This is a genomic window from Trichocoleus sp. ST-U1 (assembly GCF_039961835.1).
Lineage (GTDB): Bacteria > Cyanobacteriota > Cyanobacteriia > Cyanobacteriales > FACHB-T130 > FACHB-T130.
Window position 1 is genome coordinate 26,910 of the sequence record NZ_JAMPJZ010000006.1, and the last position, 22,402, is coordinate 49,311.

At 48.6% G+C, this 22,402-nt stretch carries 18 protein-coding genes; 13 read left to right on the plus strand and 5 right to left on the minus strand.

The features are described from left to right. Positions 1-30: 30 nt before the first annotated feature. From NDA06_RS04040 to NDA06_RS04055, 4 genes are all read left to right on the plus strand, one after another. Positions 31-1,695: a chemotaxis protein CheB gene (locus tag NDA06_RS04040; protein WP_190986083.1), complete on the plus strand. Its 1,665-nt coding sequence runs from the start codon at positions 31-33 to the stop codon at positions 1,693-1,695. A 461-nt stretch (positions 1,696-2,156) separates the two neighbouring features. After that, a complete protein-coding gene (locus tag NDA06_RS04045) occupies positions 2,157-4,016 on the plus strand; it encodes a CheR family methyltransferase (RefSeq protein WP_190986082.1) in 1,860 nt (619 codons plus the stop codon). Then, positions 4,013-4,927 carry a PAS domain S-box protein gene (locus NDA06_RS04050; protein WP_190986081.1) on the plus strand — a complete coding sequence of 305 codons (915 nt, stop codon included), beginning with the start codon at positions 4,013-4,015 and terminating at the stop codon, positions 4,925-4,927. The genes NDA06_RS04045 and NDA06_RS04050 overlap by 4 nt, the downstream gene beginning before the upstream one ends. Before the next feature lie 578 nt (positions 4,928-5,505). After that, positions 5,506-6,864: an ATP-binding protein gene (locus NDA06_RS04055; RefSeq protein WP_190986080.1), complete on the plus strand. Its 1,359-nt coding sequence runs from the start codon at positions 5,506-5,508 to the stop codon at positions 6,862-6,864. Positions 6,865-7,021: 157 nt separating this feature from the next. Here NDA06_RS04055 and NDA06_RS04060 read toward each other — a convergent pair whose 3' ends face one another. After that, on the minus strand, positions 7,022-8,302 hold the full coding sequence (locus NDA06_RS04060) for a sugar ABC transporter substrate-binding protein (RefSeq protein ID WP_190986079.1): 1,281 nt from the start codon (positions 8,300-8,302) through the stop codon (positions 7,022-7,024). 229 nt (positions 8,303-8,531) lie between these two features. Here NDA06_RS04060 and NDA06_RS04065 point away from each other — a divergent pair, with 229 nt between their 5' ends. The 7 genes from NDA06_RS04065 (at position 8,532) to NDA06_RS04095 (ending at position 17,375) form a co-directional block, all read left to right on the plus strand. Then, positions 8,532-9,635, plus strand: coding sequence for a type IV pilus biogenesis protein PilM (locus NDA06_RS04065; RefSeq protein WP_190413781.1), 1,104 nt, complete (start codon positions 8,532-8,534; stop codon positions 9,633-9,635). Between the two features lie 4 nt (positions 9,636-9,639). Beyond that, a complete protein-coding gene (locus tag NDA06_RS04070) occupies positions 9,640-10,440 on the plus strand; it encodes a PilN domain-containing protein (protein WP_190986078.1) in 801 nt (266 codons plus the stop codon). After that, on the plus strand, positions 10,437-11,225 hold the full coding sequence (locus NDA06_RS04075; protein ID WP_190986077.1) for a hypothetical protein: 789 nt from the start codon (positions 10,437-10,439) through the stop codon (positions 11,223-11,225). Before NDA06_RS04070 ends, NDA06_RS04075 begins: the two co-directional genes overlap by 4 nt. Before the next feature lie 78 nt (positions 11,226-11,303). Continuing rightward, positions 11,304-14,030 (plus strand): type IV pilus secretin family protein, encoded by a 2,727-nt coding sequence (locus NDA06_RS04080; RefSeq protein WP_190986076.1) that lies wholly within the window; start codon positions 11,304-11,306, stop codon positions 14,028-14,030. Between the two features lie 363 nt (positions 14,031-14,393). Next, complete coding sequence (locus NDA06_RS04085) at positions 14,394-14,675, plus strand: HU family DNA-binding protein (RefSeq protein ID WP_190413637.1); 282 nt, start codon at positions 14,394-14,396, stop codon at positions 14,673-14,675. A 26-nt stretch (positions 14,676-14,701) separates the two neighbouring features. Continuing rightward, complete coding sequence (gene cobD, locus NDA06_RS04090; protein ID WP_190986075.1) at positions 14,702-15,778, plus strand: threonine-phosphate decarboxylase CobD; 1,077 nt, start codon at positions 14,702-14,704, stop codon at positions 15,776-15,778. Between the two features lie 97 nt (positions 15,779-15,875). Beyond that, positions 15,876-17,375 carry an NAD(P)/FAD-dependent oxidoreductase gene (locus tag NDA06_RS04095; RefSeq protein ID WP_190986074.1) on the plus strand — a complete coding sequence of 500 codons (1,500 nt, stop codon included), beginning with the start codon at positions 15,876-15,878 and terminating at the stop codon, positions 17,373-17,375. Between the two features lie 24 nt (positions 17,376-17,399). On the opposite strand, the gene thyX is transcribed toward NDA06_RS04095, so the two are convergent. From thyX to NDA06_RS04110, 3 genes are read right to left on the minus strand one after another with little or no spacing between them, the layout of a single operon-like run. Beyond that, the gene (gene thyX / locus NDA06_RS04100) at positions 17,400-18,122 is read right to left on the minus strand and encodes an FAD-dependent thymidylate synthase (protein WP_190537078.1); all 723 of its coding nucleotides are present in this window, start codon (positions 18,120-18,122) and stop codon (positions 17,400-17,402) included. Between the two features lie 12 nt (positions 18,123-18,134). Further along, entirely contained in the window at positions 18,135-18,716 is a 582-nt protein-coding gene (gene dcd, locus NDA06_RS04105; RefSeq protein WP_190537077.1) for a dCTP deaminase, read from the minus strand. A gap of 56 nt (positions 18,717-18,772) precedes the next feature. Then, the gene (locus NDA06_RS04110; RefSeq protein WP_190413785.1) at positions 18,773-19,309 is read right to left on the minus strand and encodes a P-loop NTPase family protein; all 537 of its coding nucleotides are present in this window, start codon (positions 19,307-19,309) and stop codon (positions 18,773-18,775) included. A gap of 303 nt (positions 19,310-19,612) precedes the next feature. Between NDA06_RS04110 and NDA06_RS04115 the strand changes: the two genes are divergently transcribed. After that, positions 19,613-20,176, plus strand: a complete 564-nt coding sequence (locus NDA06_RS04115) for an adenylate kinase (RefSeq protein ID WP_190986073.1) — start codon at positions 19,613-19,615, stop codon at positions 20,174-20,176. Between the two features lie 69 nt (positions 20,177-20,245). Here NDA06_RS04115 and NDA06_RS04120 read toward each other — a convergent pair whose 3' ends face one another. Continuing rightward, the gene (locus tag NDA06_RS04120; RefSeq protein ID WP_190986072.1) at positions 20,246-21,520 is read right to left on the minus strand and encodes a Mur ligase family protein; all 1,275 of its coding nucleotides are present in this window, start codon (positions 21,518-21,520) and stop codon (positions 20,246-20,248) included. Between the two features lie 164 nt (positions 21,521-21,684). Here NDA06_RS04120 and NDA06_RS04125 point away from each other — a divergent pair, with 164 nt between their 5' ends. Then, entirely contained in the window at positions 21,685-22,383 is a 699-nt protein-coding gene (locus tag NDA06_RS04125) for a hypothetical protein (protein WP_190986071.1), read from the plus strand. Positions 22,384-22,402: the final 19 nt, after the last annotated feature.

Sequence of the window (22,402 nt, forward strand, 5' to 3'; positions counted from 1 at the left end):
TTTAATTCATCCGCTGCATTGAGAAAATAAATGTCTGGTCACGATATTATCGTCCTCGGTGCCTCTGCAGGCGGGGTAGAAGCGCTGACTCAACTGGTCAAGGCTTTGCCGCCGGATTTGCCAGCTGCAATCTTTGTCGTCATACACTTCCCTGCCCACAGCACCAGCGCCATGCCAAGTATCCTGAATCGCTGCGGCTCTTTGAAAGCATCTCATCCCAAGGACGGCGAGGCGATTCAACATGGGCGGATTTATGTGGCACCCCCCAATTACCATTTATTAGTTAAACGCGGATACATCCACCTGGCTCGTGGTCCTAAGGAGAACGGTCACAGACCCGCCATCGATCCCCTATTTCGCACGGCAGCCCAGTTCTATGGACGGCGAGTGGTGGGTGTGGTGCTTTCAGGCAATCTTGACGATGGGACGGCGGGACTCGCAGCGGTGAAGCAGCGAGGCGGTGTCGCAGTGGTTCAAGATCCCAACGACGCCTTGTTTCCCGGAATGCCCCGTAGCGCTATCGAGAACGTAGAAGTCGATTATATTTTGCCTTTGTCAGCGATCGCTCCTACCCTGGTAAGCTTGGCTCAAGAGTCAGTGACAGCCGAGGAAAAAGAGCCTGTAACTGATGAGATGGAAATGGAATCCGAGAGCGCAGAATTAAATATGGCTTCCATACACAAAGATGACAGACCCGGAACGCCCTCCGGCTTCGGCTGTCCAGATTGCGGGGGTGCCCTGTGGGAACTGCACGACGGTCAGTTGCTTCGGTTCCGCTGCCGCACGGGTCACGCCTATTCCGGCGAGACTCTGCTGGCAGAGCAATCTGAGGCACTAGAGACGGCACTGTGGAATGCGTTTAGGGCACTAGAAGAACGTGCCGCTTTGTCCCGTCGGATGCATCAAGGGGCACGCGATCGCAACCAAACTCGGTCAGCCAAACGCTTTGAAGAGCAGGCGCACGAAGCTCAGCACAACGCTACCATCATCCGGCAACTGCTTTTAAATGGCAATGGGGACAAAGAGAAAGATACCGAGGTACACCCGGAAAATGGGAAGCAGGTAGAAAAGGAGAATCGGAGAAAAGCAGGATCGAACCCAGAAACCGAAGAAAATTCTCACCCTTTGATTACCTTTCCCATCGTGGCAGTGGCAGCGTCTGCCGGTGGGATAAAAGCCATCACCGAATTGATTTCTGGCTTGCCAAAAGACTTTCCGGCAGCGATTGCCATCGTCCAGCACCTAGACCCCAAACACCCCAGCCTACTCGCAGAAATCCTGAATCGTCGCACGTCTCTACCCGTCAAGCAGGCAGAACCAAGAGAGCAAATGCGTCCGGGGACAATCTATATCGCGCCGCCGAATCATCACCTGCTGATCGACCCTGACGCTACTCTCTCCCTCACCCAGACGAAACTGGTGCATTTTGTCCGTCCCTCCGCTGATCTACTCTTTGAATCAATCGCGGCGAGTTTTAAAGAACGAGCGATCGCGGTTGTCCTCACCGGGACGGGTAAGGATGGTGCAACCGGCATCAGAGCGATTAAACAAATGGGCGGAATCGCGATCGCGCAAGATCGGGAATCTTCGCAGTATTTTGGGATGCCGGGAGCCGCAATTGAAACTGGAGCAGTCGATTGGATACTCCCCTTAAATGAAATTGCTGCTACTTTGGTGAATCTGGTAAATAGCTAATTGCAAATGGCAAATTGTTGTCACCAACTTTAATCATTTATAGATAGAGTTTGCTAATAAAAATAGGGCAAAAAGCTAGTGATTTACCACGAATCGCTAATCAAACTGTGAGCAATCAATGTAACTTTGTTGAAGACTGGGAATCGGAAATCCTCAGTAGTCATTAAGTCCTCAGCTTGCTGCGATTGACAACTAACCTTTCTACCACTCCCAAAGCGTGATATCTAATTACGCTAATATACTAAATTGATGTTGTGTAAAAAAATATTCGATTAAGCGAGTAGCTATTATAGTCATTTTCGATCGGGTAAGATATACAGAGAAAACCTAAGCGCTAACCCTCTTCCCAACGCGGTTGTGGGCGGTCAATTCAAAGCCTCTCTCAGATTCTTCTAGAGCAATGGAAGCGAGGTCAAAACCGTATTGCACTTATGGAAAACTGGTATAACTAACAACTACTTATGGATCGCTCAATCCTCAACCCTGAATTTGAAGCGCTGCTAGAGTATCTTAAAGGCAGCCGTGGCTTTGATTTTACTGGCTACAAACGTTCCTCTCTGATGCGTCGCGTCCTGAAAAGGATGCAGATAGTAGGACTGGAAAGCTACAACGATTATATGGATTACCTAGAAGTATATCCAGAAGAATTTATTCACCTGTTTAACACGTTGTTGATTAATGTAACTGCCTTCTTCCGCGATCGCTCAGCCTGGGATTACATTATTGAAGAAATCGTTCCCACCATTGCCGCCCGCAAACAAATCAACGAACCGATCCGCATCTGGAGTGCTGGCTGTGCCTCTGGAGAAGAAGCTTATACTATCGCGATGGCGTTCGCTGAAGCGCTGGGAGTAGAACAGTTCAAAGAACGGGTGAAAATTTATGCCACCGAGTTAGACGAGGAAGCCCTCAATCTAGCCCGCCAAGCGACCTATTCAGCGAAGGATGTCGCGGATCTGGCTCCGGAAATGGTAGAGAAGTACTTCGAGGAATGCGCTCGCGGCTATAACTTTCGCAAGGATCTGCGTCGCTTGGTGATTTTTGGGCGTCACAACTTGACGATTGATGCTCCCATCTCCCGCATTGACTTACTGGTGTGTCGCAACACTTTGATGTATTTCAATGCCGAAACTCAATCTAAAATCCTCTCCCGCTTTCACTTTGCCCTGAATGACAGTGGCTTTATCTTTTTAGGGAAGGCGGAGATGTTGCTCAGCCACAGCCACACTTTCACACCTGTGGATTTGAAGCGGCGTATCTTTACCAAAGCCCATAAAATAGGAATACGCGAACGGTTGTTGCTTATGGCTCAGTCTGGCAGCGAGGAGGCAGTGAACAATCTAGCCACTCATGTCCGCATTCGGGAAGTCGCCTTCGACAGCAGCCCGACATCCCAGATAGTGATAGATGTCAATGGCTTTTTAGTGCTGGTGAACGAACGTGCTAGGGCAATGTTTCCCTTGAGTCCGAAGGATCTGGGTCGCCCCTTGCAAGATTTAGAAATTTCTTATCGTCCCCTGGAATTACGCTCTTGTATCGATCAAGCCTATGCGGAGCGCCGACAGATTACTGTCAGGGATGTGCCGTGGCAAACTCCGAAAGGCGAAACGATTACTCTAGACGTGCTGGTGGTACCGCTCGTAGAGGTATCCAACAATCTTTTAGGCGTCAGTATTTCCTTCATTGATGTCAGCCGCTACAAACGGCTACAGGACGATTTGCAACAATCCAACCAAGAACTGGAAATGGCTTATGAGGAACTCCAGTCTACGAATGAAGAGTTGGAAACGACGAACGAGGAACTCCAATCCTCTAACGAAGAGTTAGAGACGACAAATGAGGAACTCCAATCCTCTAACGAAGAGCTAGAAACCATGAACGAAGAGCTACAATCCACGAATGAGGAATTGCAGGCTCTTAACGATGAAATGCACCGCCGCAGCGAAGAACTCAACGACGCAAACGCCTTTTTAGAGTCGATTTTAGGCACTCTTCGGGGTGGCATCGTCGTAGTCGGGCGAGATATGCATATCCAGCGTTGGGATCGCAAAGCTGAGGAGTTGTGGGGACTGGGAAGCGATGAAATCCAAGGACAACACTTTCTAAATTTAGATATTGGCTTGCCAGTAGAGCAACTCAAACAGCCGATTCGCAACTGTCTAGCTGGGGAGAACGATTTACAAGAAATTATCCTCAATGCCACTAACCGACGCGGCAAGGCAATTGAGTGTAAAGTCTCTTGTAAACCTTTGTTAGGGAAGGAGGGAGAGATTCGAGAAGTGCTTTTATTCATGGAGGAGCAAGAAGGAGTTCCTGAATGAATGAGGACAAGTTTTCCCAGCAGATAATCCTTCTACAACAACACTTGGCAATCCTGCACAAATATTTATTAGCCATTGATTCATCGCCCCTACAGGCATTAATCTTGCAGCAAATCGTGTTGGCGACGGCAGCGTTTGAGGACTTTTGCTTCGTCTTGGAAGACTTGCTGGTGGCGCACGAGGAGCTATCTCAATCCAACGAGCGTTTGGCAGCGATGGAGAGCGATTGCCAAGACATGAACCAATCTCGACAGTTCCAGGTGCAATACTCTAAACAGAGGCTACAAGTTCTCAATGAGCAACTGCGAGCGACTGTCGAAGCATTAGCCAAGAGCGATCGCTCCTTAGAGAATAAAAACCACGACTGGCTTGTCGTCAACGAACACCTGCAAAGCGCGATCGCCCAAATTAAGACCACTGCTGATAGCTTAGAGGCGCGTAACGAAGATTTACAAATAAAATCAGAACAATTAGATACAAGTAACGAAGAGCTACGCCTAACAACAGAAAAACTGCGGCTGTCCAGCAACCAGGTTAACCAAGCCAACGCCTTTCTCAAATCTATTTTTACCAGCCTACCGGGCGGCATTGTCGTATTAAACCAAGAACTGAACATCCAAATCTGGAATCCTCAAGCTGAAGATTTGTGGGGACTGCGAAGCGATGAAGTCCAGGGACAGCCTTTTCTAAATTTAAAGATTGGCTTGCCGGTAGAGCAGCTTAGACAGCCGATTCAAAGCTGTTTAACCGGGGACTTGGAATACCACGAAGAAACACTAGATGCTATCAACCGGCGTGGGAGGACAATTCAGTGTAAAGTCACCTGTATGCCTCTATTTATTTTAAAAAAAGATATTCAGGGAGTGATTGTATTAATGCAAGAATTGCACAGCGCTATGCCAATACTATAAAAATCTCAAAGCTACAGTCTGTATTGAAATATCTTTTCTAAGTATGTGTAAAAAATCAACCCTACTGGTATAAAAATAACCGCTTTCCAAACCCCGATCCGACAAGATAAAAAAAGTTAAATTTAGCCGCTTTCTCCCTAAAAAAATCTAAAATATTTTAGCTTTTTCTTCTTCTAACCAGGCAACGCTTACCGTGAAGTGGGCAGAAGGCTGGGGGATCGGGTTTGTTTGGTTTCGAGAAGGAACGGAAAGGTATGTGGATAAAGCTCTGGTTACGGCTTATGGATTTCACCTAACTTATCAGCCTTAAAGAGGATTTACATATAAATTTCTTACAGTTAACTCAAAGTATGTACATAGTGTCTTTACTAAGATTTTGCACACTTTGTGTATTACGGGAATTTATTCATTAAAGTTAAGTTCAACGGCACTTGCTGCCAAAAGCTAAAAACTTTGTGTGATTTGTCTAGTTGCTTAGGGCGCTTACAGCTAATCTGATTTCCAAATTGCTCAAAAAGCAAAATGGGTGATTCAAGAGCTTAACAAAAGTTTAAAAAAAGATAGTAATCAAGAATTTCATGACTTTTCACCTAAAAGGAGAGCGGTTTACCGAGAAAATAGAGACGGCACGCCAACGCGCAGCGGCGTTACAGCAGCGTGTCACCGAATCGCCTCAGCAACAGCCAGCGCTGCTAGCGGGATCGCTGGAAGAATTAAAAACCGCTTTGGAAGAATTACACGTAGCCGAAGAAGAACTGCGCCAGCAGAATGAGGAGTTGTTAGTGGCGAGGGGAGCATTGGAATCGGAACGCCAGCGCTACCTAGACCTATTCGAGTTTGCTCCAGACGGCTACCTGGTAACAGATGCGGCTGGAACGATTCGGGAAGCCAACCGCGCCGCCGCTGAGCTTCTCGGTATCTTGCCCACTTACCTAGTGGGCAAACCGCTAATCATATTTGTGCCTGAAGAAGCTCGTCGAGCCTTTCGTTCCCAACTGACTCAGGTGCCAAAATTAGGCTTAGTTCAGGAGTGGGAGGTGCGACTAAAATCGCGTCAAGGCAAACTCTTTAATGCTGCGCTGACTGTCGCCAGCGTCCCAGATAAGCAAGGTAAGGGGTCTTCCCTGCGCTGGATGCTACGTGATATCACCGCCCGCAAGCAAGCGGAGGAGAAAATTCGCTATTATCATTTACAAAATTTGCGCCTTCAAGAAGAAGTCCGGCTGAAGTCGCAGTTTTTGGCGCTGATGTCCCACGAACTGCGGACTCCGATGAATGCGATTCTAGGCTTTTCGCAATTGCTGATGCGCCAAGCTCAGCATCAGCTGGGCCAAAGCCAAATACATATGCTGGAGCGCATTTTTAATAGTGGCAAACACCTACTCAAACTGATTGAGGATATTCTGGACTTCTCTAAGCTAGAGGCGGGAAAGCTGGAATTAAATTTGGAAGAATTTGACTTAGTCGAGCTAGTCACGCAAACGGTGGAAGAACTCCAGAGCTTGGCTCAGCAGAAGCACCTGGAAGTGCATATTCACGTTAGTCTTGATAATCCTTGTGTTGTGAATGACAGTAATCGCGTGCGGCAGGTGTTGGTTAATCTTCTTTCCAACGCGATTAAGTTTACCGATTCGGGTAGCATTACTGTAGATGCTTGCGAACCGAAACCCGACCAAATTGCGATCGCGGTCAAAGATACGGGCATTGGGATCGAGGAGTCGGAAATTCAGCAAATTTTTCAAGAATTTCGACAACTCAGTCAAAGCCTGACGCGCACTCATGGGGGTACGGGTTTAGGGCTTGCCATTACTGACCGATTAGTTCGCATGATGGATGGGAAAATACAGGTGGAAAGTCAGCCGGGAGAGGGTTCAACTTTCCGCCTAGAGTTGCCCCGTGAAGTCACATCAAGCTCTAATACTGCTGTAATCGTGTGATAACTCCCCATCTAGAGAAAAAAGTGCCTCTCCAAACCTCTCCCCAAACCCCTCTCCGAAACGGAGAGGGGTTTTGAATATTTCTCTTGAATATTGCTCCCCTTCCCGATTCCAGGAAGGGGTTGGGAGTTAGGTCTGGCAGCTTTAGCGTGAATCCCTAGCGTTGATTCCACGCTAAAGCTGCATCTCCAACTGCTTTGTCTACCGTCTTTTCCCCTAACATTGCTGCTTGCAAATTCTCATAAATTGCCTTCTGCAACTTGTTGAGATCCTTCATCGCCGGGACTAAAACCTCTGCCGATGTCAATTGGCTGGCACTAATGACGCGAGCTTGTTCCACTGGCGACACCTTCGGATTACTGGCTATCTGGCTTTGGTACTCTTGCACTGCCTGAACTGTAGACGGCAACACGTTCGCCGCCTTAGCAAAAGCCAGCTGATTTTGATCGTTGGTGACAAATAAAGCAAATTTGAGGGCGTCATCCGGATTTGGAGTGTCGCGGGGAATCACCAGATTCATCACCGCTACATTTTTTTTACCCGTTTCGCCGGTAATCTGGGGTGCCGCAGCGGAGACTCGCGCGATCGCTGGGGCGTTCTTCTCAATCGTCGCCATAAACTCTGCGCCCGTTGCTAGCACCGCCGTCTCACCTGCTTGGTACAGTTCAATTGCACGTCGATGCCCTTGTGTCAATACTTCCTGGGGCAACAGCTTCTTCTGGTAAAGGTCTACCCAATACTGAAACGCCGCTTTCCCGGCGGGTGTATTAAAAGCCGCCTCTCCATTGGCATCCACCAATTGAACCCCCATCTGTACCATCGATTCCAGCACCTCAGCCGAATCTTCTGGAACTAGGGTTGCAAAAAACGCATACTTGCCGGTTTTTTCCTTAATTTGTTGAGCAACTTGTGCCAGTTCGGCATAAGTCGCCGGAGGTTTGCTTACCCCAGCGGCTTTAAACAAATCCTGGTTGTAAATCGTCACCCGCGTCGTTAAATACCAGGGAAGTCCAAAACTTTGGTCGCCGAGCGTGCTAGCCTTCCATATATTAGGTAGATATTGCTGACGCACCGCCTGGGGAACTTTAGTATCTAAATTCAACCAAGCATTGCGCGACGCCAACTGAGAGGCAAAGTCCGGATTGAGGTTCGCGACATCGGGTGCTGTTTTTGCCGAAACCGCCGTCAGGATTTTGCTTTCCATCGCACTCCAGGGTACATCTACCCAGCGGACTTTGACGCCGGTATTTTCGGCTTCAAAGTTGGCAATCAGTTTGTTGAAATACTCAGTAAACTGCGGTTGCAGCTGCATCGTCCAGAACTCAATTTCCCCTTTTCCGGATGGGGCAGATCCAGGGCTACAGCTGATAACCCAGCTGAAAATGAACCCCAATAGGGTACAGATGCCCAATCGTCTCCAGGTTTTCCTACGGATCATGTAAATTGCAATTCCACTTTCAGCGCTAGCAGTAACCCAGCTAGCAGTAACTCATCCTACCTGATGAGGTATATCTAATGGTACGGAATCTATCAGGGTGTATTTTTGTCTCTACCGATGTGTTTGTCAGCTAGATTGGGTACCATGAATCTGTCTCTATTTCCCTATACGCAATCTCTCTTACCTAACTAAACTTTCTATGGCTGCTCCCCTCAGCAAACCTAAAGATATGTTCACCCGATTTAAAGGATTATTATCGAAACGTACCAAAGGAATTGGTATAGAAATTGCCCCTGAACGAATTAATATTGCTCAACTACGCAAGCAGGGACAAGGATTCAAATTAACAATGCTGTCCTCGAAAGAAGTTCCGGAAGGGGTTTTTCAAGAAGGCAAGATTATCGATGCCCCAGCTTTAGCAGAACTGATTAAGGAAGCGATCGCTGAAAGTAAGATAAAAGTCCAGAACGTCGCCACTGCCGTATCGGGTCGCGAAGCCGTGGTGCGCGTTATCCCAGTACCTGCGGAACTTGATGACAAAGAGTTGCGGGAAATGGTGTTGGATCACGAAGCCGGTCTCTACTTGCCTTTTCCACGGGAAGAAGCAGATGTAGACTACCAGAAGCTGGGATTTTTCACCGATGAGGATGGAATTGAGAAGGTGCAGGTGCTGCTAGTTGCCACCCGCAAGGATGTGACAGATACCTATATCGAAACCTTCCGGGAAGCTGGATTAAAAATCGATGTGTTAGAGATTAGCAGTTTTTCTCTGATTCGGACGATTCGAGAGCAGTTGCGGCAATTTGGTCCTCAAGAAGCTGCCGTTTTGGTAGATATTGAGTTCGACAGCACCGAGATTGCCATCATCGTAGATGGGGTGCCACAATTCTCGCGCACCGTGCCGATTGGGACATATCAACTACAGAGTGCCCTCAATCGGGCGATGAATTTACCGACATCGAGAAACACTGAAATCCTGCAAGGGATGACAATTCCCAACACCCCCGTCGATAATGTCCGCACAGGCGCAACAGGGATCAATCCCGGTATGGCAGCTTTGGTTAGAGTATTGGGAGAGCTTGCCGACGAACTGCGTCGTTCTATCGATTTTTATCTAAATCAGAGCGAAAATTTAGAAGTGGCGCAGCTGCTACTCGCTGGGCCAGGAGGAGGAATTGGACAACTGGATGAATTCTTCACGCAACGGTTGAGCTTGCCAACGACACAAGTAGACCCAGTTGCGGCCCTTTCCTTGGAGGTGATAGAGGAAATTTCACCAGTGCAAAGACCGGGATTGGGAGTCGTATTGGGATTAGGACTACGAGAGGTTTAAAGCGATGTATAGCCTAGATATTAATTTTCTTAAGGATCGCCCGGACATCATCCGCCGCGATGTCCCCGGTGCCAAAGCTCCCTCTGGGAATAAAAACATGACGCCGCTGTTGGCGGGATTGGCAGTCGGTCTGCTGTTGCCAGCAGGAGTTGGGGCGTTGTGGTTGTTGCTGCAAAACCAAACCGAACAATTGACCGCAAAAAAAGCTCAATTGGAACAGCAGCTCAATGAAGGCAAAGCCAAAGAGCAGCAAATTCAAGCAATCAACAACGAAACGCAGGCTGTGAAAGGAGAAACGCAGGCACTCGCCAGCGTGTTCAATCAATTAGCTCCGTGGTCAGCGATTTTGCAGGATATACGCGATCGCGTGCCACCCGGTCTGCAAATCACCAGCATTGAGCAAACCGCTCCAGATCCAGCCACCGCCGCCGCAGCCCCTAGCCCCACTGCTGCCGCAGCCCCTCCGAGTTCTAACGTGTCAATCAAAGGGTACGCTCGCTCCTTTGATGAAGTGAACGACTTTTTGCTAACGCTACAGCGATCTAAGTTATTCGATAGCGAAGATACCCAAATTGTGGCGGCTGAGTTGAAAGACAATCAAACTCAGGTGCAACAGCCCCAGGATCAAGGAAATTCCAACGCTAGAGTAGAAATTAAATTGCCAAAAGTGGTGGAATACACCATTAAAACGAGCCTGAGCGATGCCCCGGCTTCCCAGTTACTTAGAGAGTGGGAGCGCAAAGGTGCAGTGGGATTAGCGACTCGGCTTAGAAACCTTCAGAACACAGGAGCGCTGCAAAAATGACGGTAAGTCAAGACTTTATACCATCCGATGAAGGCCAAGATGAAGCTGCCTATCCCAGTGCCTTTGGTATTACTTTCACGCCAACAGTTAGCGGTGCCTTGCTGGCAGTGTTGGGTTTAGCAGGAGCAGCTTATTTGGTCGCTAACCTGTTGTTGCCTGCGTGGACTTCTTATCAACAACTGCAAACTGATGTAGAAAACACCGAGCAGCAAATTCAACAACAGGCACAACTCCAGCAAAAAATTGATGCGGCGAAAGTAAACCTAGGCAAGGCAAAACAGCAAAGAGCTGCTGTCCTTTCCATGTTTGGTAGCTCCAGAACCCTGGATACCTTAATGCTGGATATCAATCGTTTTGTTAAGGCAAGACAGGGTAAATTGACCAAGTATGAGCCAAGAAGAAACGATGCCGCTGATGCTAGCAGTAGTGACATTATTACTGATGGATCTTTAGGGCCGGAAGTCAATGGTAAGCTCAAACGTAAGGTATACAATGTAAGCTTTGAAGGCGACTACGGACAAACCCAATCGATTCTGAGAAGTCTAGAGCGACTCCAGCAACTGCTAGTAGTAAAAGACTTGAAATCAGATTTAAAGGACGCGGCGACCAGTCAGAAAATTACGGTAAACCGGCAGGGTCAAATTGTCCCCTCTGGCAAACCAAAAGAGCGAACCTTGATTAATACCTCTTTTAGGTTAGAGGTGCTGCTGCCATTATCGGAGCAGGAAGCGAAAGAGGCGGCGGCAGCAGCAGCGGCAGCAGCGGCAGCTCAACCACCCCAGTAGGAGACAGCAAGTAGGTGTCGAGAATTCGACCTGAAAGCTGTTCAGGTGCAAAAATTGCTTTTGTGTGAGGAGGAAACGGTGAAACAGCTATCAATATTGGGTGGAATCTTGCTCGGTTCAGCACTGGTTCTACCCGGAACACAACGGGTCTTAGCAGCTGCCACGCAAGTAACCGCTGTGCAACTCAATCCCACGGATAACGGTGTTGAAGTGATGCTAAAGACATCTGAGGGCGATCGCTCCGGCAAGGACACTGTCCTACGCCCTCAGATGTTCACACTCAGCCGTGGCAATGAGTTAACGGCAGATGTGCTGAATGCCCGACTGAGCTTACCTGAGGGAGACAGCTTCCGTCAGGAAAATCCGGCTCCTGGCATTCAGTCAATCGTCGTGAGCCAGCGGGAGGACAATAGCGTCCGAGTAACAGTCAGCGCAGCTAACAGCAAACCGACCGGGCAGATTAGCCAGAACAAGGAAGGGGGAATCACCTTAAACGTTAACTCTGTTGCACCGCCGACTGAAGCAACACCACCGACACTCTCCTCCCAAGCACCTGTTAATTCTTCTCCTACTGCACCTGCACCAACGGCACAGACGCCACCGACTCCAAGCCGACTCGCTCAAACGCCAGTTCCGGGCGGTGTATTCCCCCAGACGGCACCCGGTCAAATCCCACAGGTTCCAGCACCCAGTGGCATAACCCCTGCGCCCGGTCTACCAGAGGTTCAGCCTCAACCAGTCATAAACCCGCCAAACCCAGACGTTCTGGTTCCAAATCCGCGCATTACCATTGACGGAGTTCCGGCTCCAGCGGCGGGGACAGTGCAACCCGTCAGTCCGGCACCGCCTTTCTTGCCGAGAGCGATCGCGCCCCCAGTCGGCGATATTACTACCTCCAACACCAATGCTGCCCCCGCTGTCATCGATCTCGGTACAGCTGAGCGCGTACCCCGCTTAGTGTTGCGGGATGCTCCCGTCCGAGAAGTTTTAGGACTGCTTGCCCGTTCTGCGGGTCTCAACCTTGCCTTTACGGGAGGCGCGGCAGCAGGCGGGACTCCTGGGCAACCAGCAGCCGCTCCTGGCCCAGGTGGTGCTACCGAGGGGGGACCTACGATTTCCCTGGATATCGAAAATGAGCCAGTTCAAGATGTCTTCAACTACGTCCTTCAGCTGAGCGGCTTAGAAGCCAACCGAGTTGGACGAACAATTTTTGTGGGTGCCAGACTGCCCGACGATGCTCGAAATATCATCACCCGCAGCCTGCGACTCAATCAAGTCCCTGTCACGGCAGCGGCAAACTTCTTGACGACCCAAGGGGCAGAGACGCAAATCCCTACAGAGCAAATTCAAATTCAGACCATTGGAGAGGGAGCCGCCGCTCGAACAGTAGAAATCAGAACGCCAAGCATTCTTGCACTGAGAGCTACCGAGGGAAATGCCCCCTTACTACTCAAAGGGTTAGCAGTGTCAGCCGACGAGCGACTCAATGCCATCACCCTGGTTGGCTCTCCTCGCAAAGTTGAAATTGCGACAAACCTCTTGACCCAGTTAGATGCCCGCCGTCGCCAGGTGGCAGTGAATGTCAAGGTCGTTGATGTCAACCTATTGAACACCAAAGACTTTAATACTAGCTTCTCCTTCGGGATCGGGGACAGTTTCTTCAACGTTGACCGAGGAGCCGCAGTCTTTAATTATGGCGGTGTCAGACCACCTACGGCGGCGCAAACGGCTGGCAGTCAGGTTTCTCCAACAGTCATCCCGAACCCCTTTGCAGGTGGAAATACCTTCCTAGATTTCAACAACGCCGTACCTGTTCCAGGAACTGGATCAGGCACCAGAAGCGTGATTATCAATCCGGGGAATAATCCTGCTGTGACTGTTAACGAGACGCCAGGAGCGCCTTTATTATTTCCTCAACCTAGCGCGGGAGTTTCAGGAAACCCGTTCCGAGCAGGTATCACAGACTTTACACGGGGAACGCCAAACGAAAGTACTGTCACGACAACTCCTGGTACAGCAGGAACTCCTGCTGTATTCATTCCTGCTCCTGCTGGTTCTCCCCCAGGAACCCCTGGGACAATTATTCCTGCTACTCCTGGTACTCCTGCTACTACTACTGCTACCTTCACAGCGGGAACGCTGGGAACAGTTACTACAGCTCTTCCTAGCTTCTTCCAATTCCCCAGCCGGTTTCTCTCGTCATTACAGGCTCAGATTCAAAGTGGCAACGCTAAGATTTTGACTGACCCGACTCTGGTTGTCCAGGAAGGACAATCGGCTACCGTCAATCTGACTCAAGAGGTTGTGGGTAATATTCGGCGGGAAACGGAAACAACTGAAAATACGACGAATACAACCGTCACCGCAGAAATTAAACAGGCAGGTTTAATCCTCAATATCAGAGTCGAGCGGATTGACGATAATGGTTTCGTCACTTTAGCGGTAAATCCCACCGTAACTGCGATTGGCGGTCAGCAAAATATAGTCGTTGGTGATGATGTCAACCAAATCGCTTTGCTGACGGTGCGTAACCTGAACTCTGGACAACTTCGCCTGCGAGATGGTCAGACACTAATTTTGTCGGGCATTATTCAAGATTCAGAGCGAACCACAGTATCCAAAGTGCCAATTTTGGGCGATATTCCTCTGCTGGGTGCCTTGTTTAGAAGTACCAACAAGGTAAATCAGCGACAAGAGGTAATCGTATTGCTGACGCCTCAGATTATCGATGACTCGTCGCGTGCCGCGTTTGGCTACAGCTACACCCCAGGACAAAATGCGCGTGAGATATTGGAGCGTAAGTAACAAGTAGCGATCGCTTGAGCCTTGAAGAGACAAAACACAACTTCCCCCTGTTCGACTTCCGACAGGGGGCTTATTTGTGCCCTAGACGGAGTTTTTGCCTAGGAAACTAGGCTGTGCAACTCTTAAAAAGTGCCCGTTGCCGAAAAATTAATCAAAAAAAACCTCAAATCTACATAACTTAAAGCTTTCGACGATCCATATCCAGCACGCAGACTTTAGAATAATGCAGTGAAACTTCGAGACAGCGAGAGTTTCAGCTTTTTTGAGGCTAAATTGCCCTCAAAGGCTCGTGTCTAAAGCCCCGATTGGGACTTTAGAGCTAGTCATAATCCCGCCCGTACAAACCATTTGGAGTGACTAAACATGAATAAAGGTGAATTGGTTGATGCAGTGGCAGACAAGGCTTCTGTCACTAAGAAGCAAGCAGATGCTGTTTTGACGGCTGCCTTGGAAGCTATCATGGAAGCTGTTTCTTCTGGCGATAAGGTGACTTTGGTGGGATTCGGCTCTTTTGAATCGCGGGAACGCAAAGCCCGCGAGGGTCGCAATCCTAAAACTGGGGACAAAATGGAAATCCCCGCAACGAAGGTTCCTGCATTTTCTGCGGGTAAGTTGTTTAAAGAAAAAGTTGCGCCCGAAGATTAACCACTTATCCAAAGCGGCAATCATCCTTGACTCGGCCTGTTCACGGGGGTAACTTAGCCTGGGCAGCTGCACTGGCAGGCTGTTCCCCCGACCTCATTGTTGATTTTTCTGCCAGTATTAACCCGTTGGGGCCTCCCCAGTCGGCACTTGCGGCGATTGGGGCACATCTAGAGCGCTTACGTGCCTATCCTGACCCAGATTATGCCGAGTTGCGGGTGTCTCTGGGTCAGCTGCACCAACTCCCGCCAGACTGGATTCTGCCTGGGAACGGCTCGGCAGAGTTACTAACCTGGGCAAGTTGGGATTTATCAGAACTGACGGGAACGTGTCTGGTGACACCAGCATTTGGCGATTACTGGCGGGCACTCTGGACGTTTAGCGCCAACGTACATGAGTGCCCGCTTCCCGATTTTCGATCTTCGATTTTGGATTTACGATTCCCAATCCAAAATCCAAAATCCAAAATCCAAAATCCCACTGGTCTACTGGTGAATAACCCGCACAATCCCACGGGTCAGATGTTTTTGCGGGAGACTCTAATACCTTATCTGAAGCAATTTGCTCTGGTGGTGATGGATGAAGCCTTTATGGATTTTCTGCCGCCTTCCCAGCAGCAAAGCCTAATTCCAGTGGTGCAAGACTACCCGAATTTGGTGATTCTGCGATCGCTCACTAAGTTCTACAGTCTGCCAGGGCTGCGCTTAGGTTATGCGATCGCTCACCCAGACCGCCTGCGGCGCTGGCAACAGTGGCGAGATCCTTGGCCTGTCAACACCTTAGCCGCAGCCGCTGGTGTCGCTGTGGTACAGGATACACAATTTCAACAGCAAACTTGGGATTGGTTGGAACCGGCAAAGTCCCACCTGTTCCAAGGTTTGGCGCAAATACCGGGATTGCAACCGCTACCGGGTGCTGCTAACTTTTTGCTGGTTGAGTCAGAACAACCCAGTTCGCAAGTACAGGAAAAACTTCTCAAGCAGAGTAAAATTCTGATCCGTGACTGCTTGAGCTTTCCAGAATTAGGCGATCGCTATTTCCGAGTCGCCGTGCGTTCCGAAGTTGATAACCAGCGCCTAATCGACGGTCTAGCAGCAATTTTGTAATGGCTAATCGTTAATGGCTAATTGTTCATTTTTTCCGATTAGCCATTAGCAATAAACCATTAGCAATCAGCAATTAACAACTGACAAAGAACAAATCATGGCAGTTGAGTACGACTTAGTCGTAATAGGCGGCACAGAGGCAGGGCGTCATGCCGCAATTGCTGCTGCCAACCTGCAAGCCCGCGTCGCCTTAGTCGAACCCCAGCCACCTTCTGAGGGGCGCGGGCAATCGTCCTTACAGTTAGGGTCTCTCTATACCAAAGCTTTGACTCAGGTTAGGCGAGTGATTCACCCGCAAAGTGACTTCAATCGATTTGGTGCCCCCTGGAATCTGGCTAATTCTACAGAACAGCAACCCGTTCCAGGGGGGCGATTGACTGAGGCAATCCAGTGGGCGGATGGCGTCGTCTCCACTTTAGAAGAACAACATTCCCCAGCGATTTTGGCTTCTTTGGGTGTTGATGTCATTGTTGGGGAAGGTGAATTTTGTCGTAAACCTTACCTCGCTTTTGTCGTCAATGGACGGAGATTGCGATCGCGTGCCTACCTGATTGCCACGGGTTCTCGTCCGGGGATTGCAGCAATTGACGGACTCGAAGCTACTGGCTATCGGACGCCGATAGATATTTGGCAGCAATCCCCCGAACAGATAGCTGTAGACGCATCTCTTCGCCCCTGCTGGGTGGTCATTGGCGGTGGCGCATCTGGCACCGAACTGGCACAGACTTTATCTCGGTTGGGTGCTGATGTCACCCTAGTGGTACGCAGTTCCCACATTCTGCCGAAAGAAGACCCAGAGGCGGCGAGAGTGGTGCAAGCACAGCTAGAAATTGAGGGCGTCCGCGTCCTGACTCAAACAGAAGTGACGCAAGTTAAACGAATTGACGACAAAAAGTGGGTTCTCGCTGGCAACAAAGCGATTGAAGCCGATGAAATTTTGCTATGTACTCGACCGCAACCAAATGTCACAGGTTTAAACTTGGAAGGTGTTGGCGTCAAGATGAATCGGCGTGGGATGGAGTTGAACGAGAAACTGCAAACAACGAACCCCCGTATCTACGCTTGTGGTGACGTTGCTGGGGGTTATCAAGCTGCCCATATCGCCCAGTACGAAGCCAGCATCGCCCTAAAAAATGCTTTGTTTGCACCCATTTTCAAAGTAGACTATCGCGGCATTCCTACAGGCGTTTTTTCTGAACCGATGCTGGCGCGGGTTGGCTTAACCGAGGCGCAAGCGAGACGCCAGTACGGTAAAGATGTCTTAGTGTTGCGGCAATATTTCAAGGCAGTAGCAGCAGCCCAGATATTAGGGGAACTCACGGGATTGTGTAAAATTCTGGTGCGTCGCAATGGAGAAATTCTGGGCGCAACGCTGGTGGGGATGGAAGCGGCTGAGTTAATGGGGGTGATCGCTCTCGCTATGCGACAGAAAATAAAAGTGGATGCTCTCAGTCAACTGCCTGCCATTTCTCCCACCTTATCAGAAATTATTCACCAAACTGCTGCTGAGTGGCACCGACAACGACTCCGGAAAAATACCCGATTGGAAGACTTCTTAGAAGGCTTTTTTAACTTCAGGCGGTCATGGTCTTCCTAATCATATAAAGTTTAATTTGGCAAGCTATGGAGCTAATTTTGCCTTTTTTGCTCGGTTTTCCAAATACCATTGAGCGATCGCCGGAGTCCATTGTTCAAAATGAACCCAGAGCAACTCGCAAAACTTTTGCGCTTCAAGTTGAGCATCTTTTTTCCATCTCAAGTCTAAAAGATGCATGAGCGATCGCACATTACAACTCAGCACAAAATGCTGTCTGGCATCAAAAGGAATAATTCCTCTAGCGTGTTCTTCTGAAAGTCCTTCATCTATGCGTTTTTTATAATGTTTGCAGGCATCTTCGCACCATTGCAAATCAGCCTGACGTTGTTCCTCGGAATACAAATAGCGTTTTCCTTGGCGGTTCGTATAGTTACCAACCGGACGTAAATAGAAAGCTTCTTCTATATCTAATTTGCCTTCTACAACATCAACAATTCTCTGTCCGGTATAACGGAAGGATTGTACATCAAAGCTCACGCCCACGCGATGAGTGCGGAGTTGCTGCATCATCGAGTGTGGGAAATAACCTACATTAACAGTAATTTGAGGATGTTCTAGAGGGCCGTAATGTCCGCGATCGCCTGATAATAAATGTTTAATAATCAGTTCGCCGCTTCGCTCCTCATCAGGCCAGCGATCGCAACTATTCCAAACCAACTCTTCGGAGTAATCTTGATGCATTGCTGCCCAGATAACTTGTTGGGGATTCGGCGTGGCAGCAACTACCTCAACACGAAAGTATTTCACCTGAGTATTTCCTTATATCCGTGCTATAACAATTTTTTCCGGCTGATCTTGATATTTACCCTGACGAGATTCATAACTCACCTCGCAAGGTTTACCCTCAAAAAATAACAGTTGCACAATTCCTTCATTGGGATAAATACGGCAATCTGCATTTGATGAATTGGAAACCTCTAGGGTTAAATGTCCTCTCCAACCAGCCTCGGCAGGCGTTAGATTGCAGATGATCCCGCATCGTGCATACGTACTTTTTCCAATGCACAATACAGTAATATTTTCAGGCACTTCTAGTCTTTCTAATGCCACACCTAATCCATAGGTATGAGCTGGCAGAATGAAATAGCTACCATTCGCATCGGTATGGAGTTTTGTCGGCTCCAAATTTTCAGGATTAAAGTTTTTGGGATCGACGACTGTGCCGGGAATATGCCTGAAAATGTGGAATTCCACAGGCGAGAGCCTGATATCGTAACCAAAGCTGCTCAGACCAAATGAGATAACAGGTAAGTCGTCTACACGACGAACTAATTTAGGCTCAAAGGGCGAAATCATACCCTTTTGAGCCATTTCAGTAATCCAGATATCGTTCTTAATCACAGGTTCACAAGTAATCCCAACCGGAATACTAGGATAGCGTGAAGTGAGTGCATTCCCTACGGTCGGTGACTGCGACGTATTTCAGTAATTTGGTCGGCGACATCCAGAAGCGCTTGGGGCATTTCTGGGCCGGTCAAAATGATATCTACATGAGCAGGGCGTTTTTCGAGCAGCGCCAGTACCTCGGATTCGGGAATTAAGCCAAAGTTAATCGCTAAGCTCAATTCATCCAGAACGACGAGGGAATATTTGCCTTCGGATATTACTTTTTGGGTATGCTGCCAAAGCTGGAGTAAAGAGTGAGTTTCCGCTTCGTCGAGGTGCGGGGTATCGATGCAACGGGGTAAGTCACAACGAACCCAATCTAGATTTTGCCCTAAGCGCATGGGATGCTCGTGTCCCTGATTGATTCCGCCTTTGAGGAACTGAATCACTAAAACTGAGGTTCCTTGACCGGCAATTCGCAGCGCTTGCGCCATCACTCCGGTAAAAAAGCTGCGGTGAGCGCCGGTAAAAACTTGCACCAGTCCTTCAATGGTGGGGAGCAGGCGACGATCTGAATGAAGCGCTGGGGTTTCTAGCTGGGCAACCATAAGGCGAAGTTTAATCGTGAGGAATCTTGAAGAGCGAATCGCTTGCCCCAGAAAAGTTTGGTTAGCAAACGATATGTAGTGTATTTTTTTATTTTGCCTCATAATCAAACACTAGATATATCTATCCGTCAAGCCCGCTAAGTGCTGACTATCCTGTATTAGTTGTTGTATTAGTTCTTGGCTTCGTCAGTCTCGCTAAGCGCCCGAACAATGGCAAAATAGCCAGCATAGGCTTGGTTGAAAGCTGGATCAAAGTTCAGCTTCCGGCGATGCTTGATTCAATCACAGCAGGAGCAAGGTGCCGTGAGACTGATAATTCTAGGAGGGCCTGGGGCAGGTAAGGGAACGCAGACTGCATTGCTATGCAGTCACCTGGGGATTCCTGGAATTTGCACGGGCGACATTTTGCGGCAAGCGATCGCATCCCAATCTCCCCTTGGTATCCAAGCACAATCCTATGTAGAAAAGGGTGAGTTAGTGCCCGATCGCCTAATGATCGAATTTATGCGCCAGCGTCTCCAACAGCCGGATATTAAGGGTGGATGGCTGTTAGATGGCTATCCGCGTACTGCTTTTCAAGCAGAAGAATTAGATTTTTTGTTGGAAGATTTGGGGCAACATCTAGATTGGGCAATTTGGCTAGAGGTACCAGAATCAGTGTTGATAAGCCGTTCCTTAGAGCGATCGCGTCCAGACGATCAACCAGAAATCGTACAACGCCGCCTCGAATTATTCCAAGAACGCACGATTCCCATCCTGGAATACTACGAACATCGCCAACGGTTGTTGACTGTCAACGGAAACCAAACCCCAGAGCAAGTACAGCACGACATTTTAGGCAAAAACTTGGCGGCGAGTGCTGACTAAATACAGGGATTCTTCCTGTGCGTTCCTTTGCGTTTACCTTAGCGTTCCTCTGCGTTGAAAATACAAGTATCAGCTGGATGCAGCAGAGCAGTTTTGCTCCAAAAAATGACCCAGTAAATACAGTGAACCGCACAAAACTAATAAACTTTCTGGGGAAATCGCCGCTTCTAATCCAGCCGTGAGATCCGGGTAGGTGCGACAATCGGCTAATTCTGGGCAGATATTTTGAGCTAGGGTAGCTAAATACTCTGGATCGGCGGAACTATGATCCGGGACGGGGACTAAATACAAGCGATCGCCCTTTCTGAGTAATGCACTAAAAATATCCGCATGATCTTTCGTAGAAAGCATCCCCATCACCCAATGGATCGGTGATTTTTCTAAGGTATCGACATATTGACGCAATGCGATTGCGGCGGCTGGATTATGGGCACCATCGATCAATAACTGATGATTTTGCCAACTTGTCCACTGAAGACGCCCAATCCATTGAGTTTTTGCCATACCAGAAGCGATCGCTGCTTCTGAAATTTCCCAACCTTGGGAGGAGAGAATTTGGAGAGATGCGATCGCTAACGCCGAATTATTCAGCTGAAAATCTCCCAACAACGGCAAAGGATACTTGATCCCCTGATACTCCACCCTTCTTTCTTCCCCTTGCGTCTGCGTCTTCGCGGTTCCTAACTCCACCGCCGGTTCAGCCCAAACAACCGGACAACCCAGTTCAATAATCCGCTGCTGTACCACCGCCCTTGCCTCCTCTGGCAACTGTCCCACGACAGCAGGACATCCCGCCTTGAGGATACCGGCTTTTTCTCTAGCAATATCCGCTAAAGTAGGGCCAAGGTTCTGCCAGTGTTCTCGACTGAGAGAAGTAATAATTGTGACGAGAGGATTAGGGCATACATTCGTCGCATCCAGACGCCCTCCTAAACCCACTTCCACCACCGCTACATCTACCTGAGCTTGAGCAAAATACAACCAAGCGGCGGCGGTGATGACTTCAAACTGCGTCGGTGACTCTTCATCTGGTTGGATAGCTGCTTGGACTTGTAGCAGCAATTTTTCTAGCGTTTCCAGAGATATCGGCTGTTCGTTTAGACAGATGCGCTCATTCCAATCCACTAAATGAGGGGAAGTATATCGCCCGACGCGATAACCTGCCTCAGTCAGCACTGCGGAAAGGTAAGCACAAACTGAGCCTTTACCATTCGTTCCAGCGACATGAATCACTGGTACTTTGTGGTGCGGATTGCCCAAATTTGCCAATAATTTTTGAATGCGCTCTAAACCGAGATGAACACCAAAGCGCTGAAACGGTTGAAGAATTGAGTTGATATCCACAAGCCACCAGATACTAACTTTTTTTTAACCAAACTTAATGTTTTAGTAAATTGGCTTTTTTTCCGTGTCTCATCGCAATTTGCTTGAGAGTGACGGGAACTATAACTTTGGTTAGATTGAATGGGAATACTAATTGTAGATCGCAATTATCTGGAATTACTGAGATGACAACCAAAGAAAAATCAAAAGATACCGCTAAAGGGTTAAAAGGTACGGAAGCTCAGGCTAAAACTCGCGTGCTTCTTGCTTTGTGGGATTTAGGAGGAACCGATGAGGAAGTTAAAAAAGGTGAATTAACTGAAAGAGTTAAACGGACGAACGAGAAGGCAGGGGACTATCAAGGCGTTTTTGAACAGTTGCAAACATCTGGAGCGATCGCTATCTCCAAAAACAAAATATCCCTGTCTGGCAAAGGCGTTGAGATGCTTGGCGAGGGATTGAAAAACGCTGATTTTCAGTTTGACAGCCAACTTGGGGCAAAAACTGGCAATGCTTTGTTGAAATGGCTTAGAGAGACGGGAACGCCTGTCAATGGGGCTACAGCTACATCGAGTAAGGCAACCGAGAAAGCGATCGCATCCTACGACGAGTTTAAGCCTGTAGCGTTGGATATTTACGATCGGCTTAATCGGAATTATAACCTGGACAATCTGGTGCCGATTTACCAGATTCGGCGAGAGATTGGGGAACGGGTAACGCGATCGCACTTCAACGAGTGGCTGCTGGAAATGCAAGCTAACGATCTTGTCCAACTCATAGGCGGCGAGATGACAAACATCACACCTGATAAAGCTGAAGACTCCATCAAAACTGAACTTGGCGCAGTACGCTATTATGTCAAGCGCCTAAGTTCTAAAAATTGACCTAAATCCTTTTGTAAAT

Excerpts from the sequence above, each read along its gene's own strand:
- NDA06_RS04050 (WP_190986081.1), top strand. The coding sequence starts at position 4,013 with ATGAATGAGGACAAGTTTTCCCAGCAGATAATCCTTCTACAACAACAC.
- NDA06_RS04125 (WP_190986071.1), top strand. The coding sequence starts at position 21,685 with ATGACAACCAAAGAAAAATCAAAAGATACCGCTAAAGGGTTAAAAGGT.
- NDA06_RS04070 (WP_190986078.1), top strand. The coding sequence starts at position 9,640 with ATGTATAGCCTAGATATTAATTTTCTTAAGGATCGCCCGGACATCATC.
- NDA06_RS04095 (WP_190986074.1), top strand. The coding sequence starts at position 15,876 with ATGGCAGTTGAGTACGACTTAGTCGTAATAGGCGGCACAGAGGCAGGG.
- NDA06_RS04075 (WP_190986077.1), top strand. The coding sequence starts at position 10,437 with ATGACGGTAAGTCAAGACTTTATACCATCCGATGAAGGCCAAGATGAA.
- NDA06_RS04060 (WP_190986079.1), bottom strand. The coding sequence starts at position 8,302 with ATGATCCGTAGGAAAACCTGGAGACGATTGGGCATCTGTACCCTATTG.
- NDA06_RS04055 (WP_190986080.1), top strand. The coding sequence starts at position 5,506 with ATGACTTTTCACCTAAAAGGAGAGCGGTTTACCGAGAAAATAGAGACG.
- NDA06_RS04040 (WP_190986083.1), top strand. The coding sequence starts at position 31 with ATGTCTGGTCACGATATTATCGTCCTCGGTGCCTCTGCAGGCGGGGTA.
- NDA06_RS04065 (WP_190413781.1), top strand. The coding sequence starts at position 8,532 with ATGTTCACCCGATTTAAAGGATTATTATCGAAACGTACCAAAGGAATT.
- NDA06_RS04085 (WP_190413637.1), top strand. The coding sequence starts at position 14,394 with ATGAATAAAGGTGAATTGGTTGATGCAGTGGCAGACAAGGCTTCTGTC.
- NDA06_RS04045 (WP_190986082.1), top strand. The coding sequence starts at position 2,157 with ATGGATCGCTCAATCCTCAACCCTGAATTTGAAGCGCTGCTAGAGTAT.
- NDA06_RS04110 (WP_190413785.1), bottom strand. The coding sequence starts at position 19,309 with ATGGTTGCCCAGCTAGAAACCCCAGCGCTTCATTCAGATCGTCGCCTG.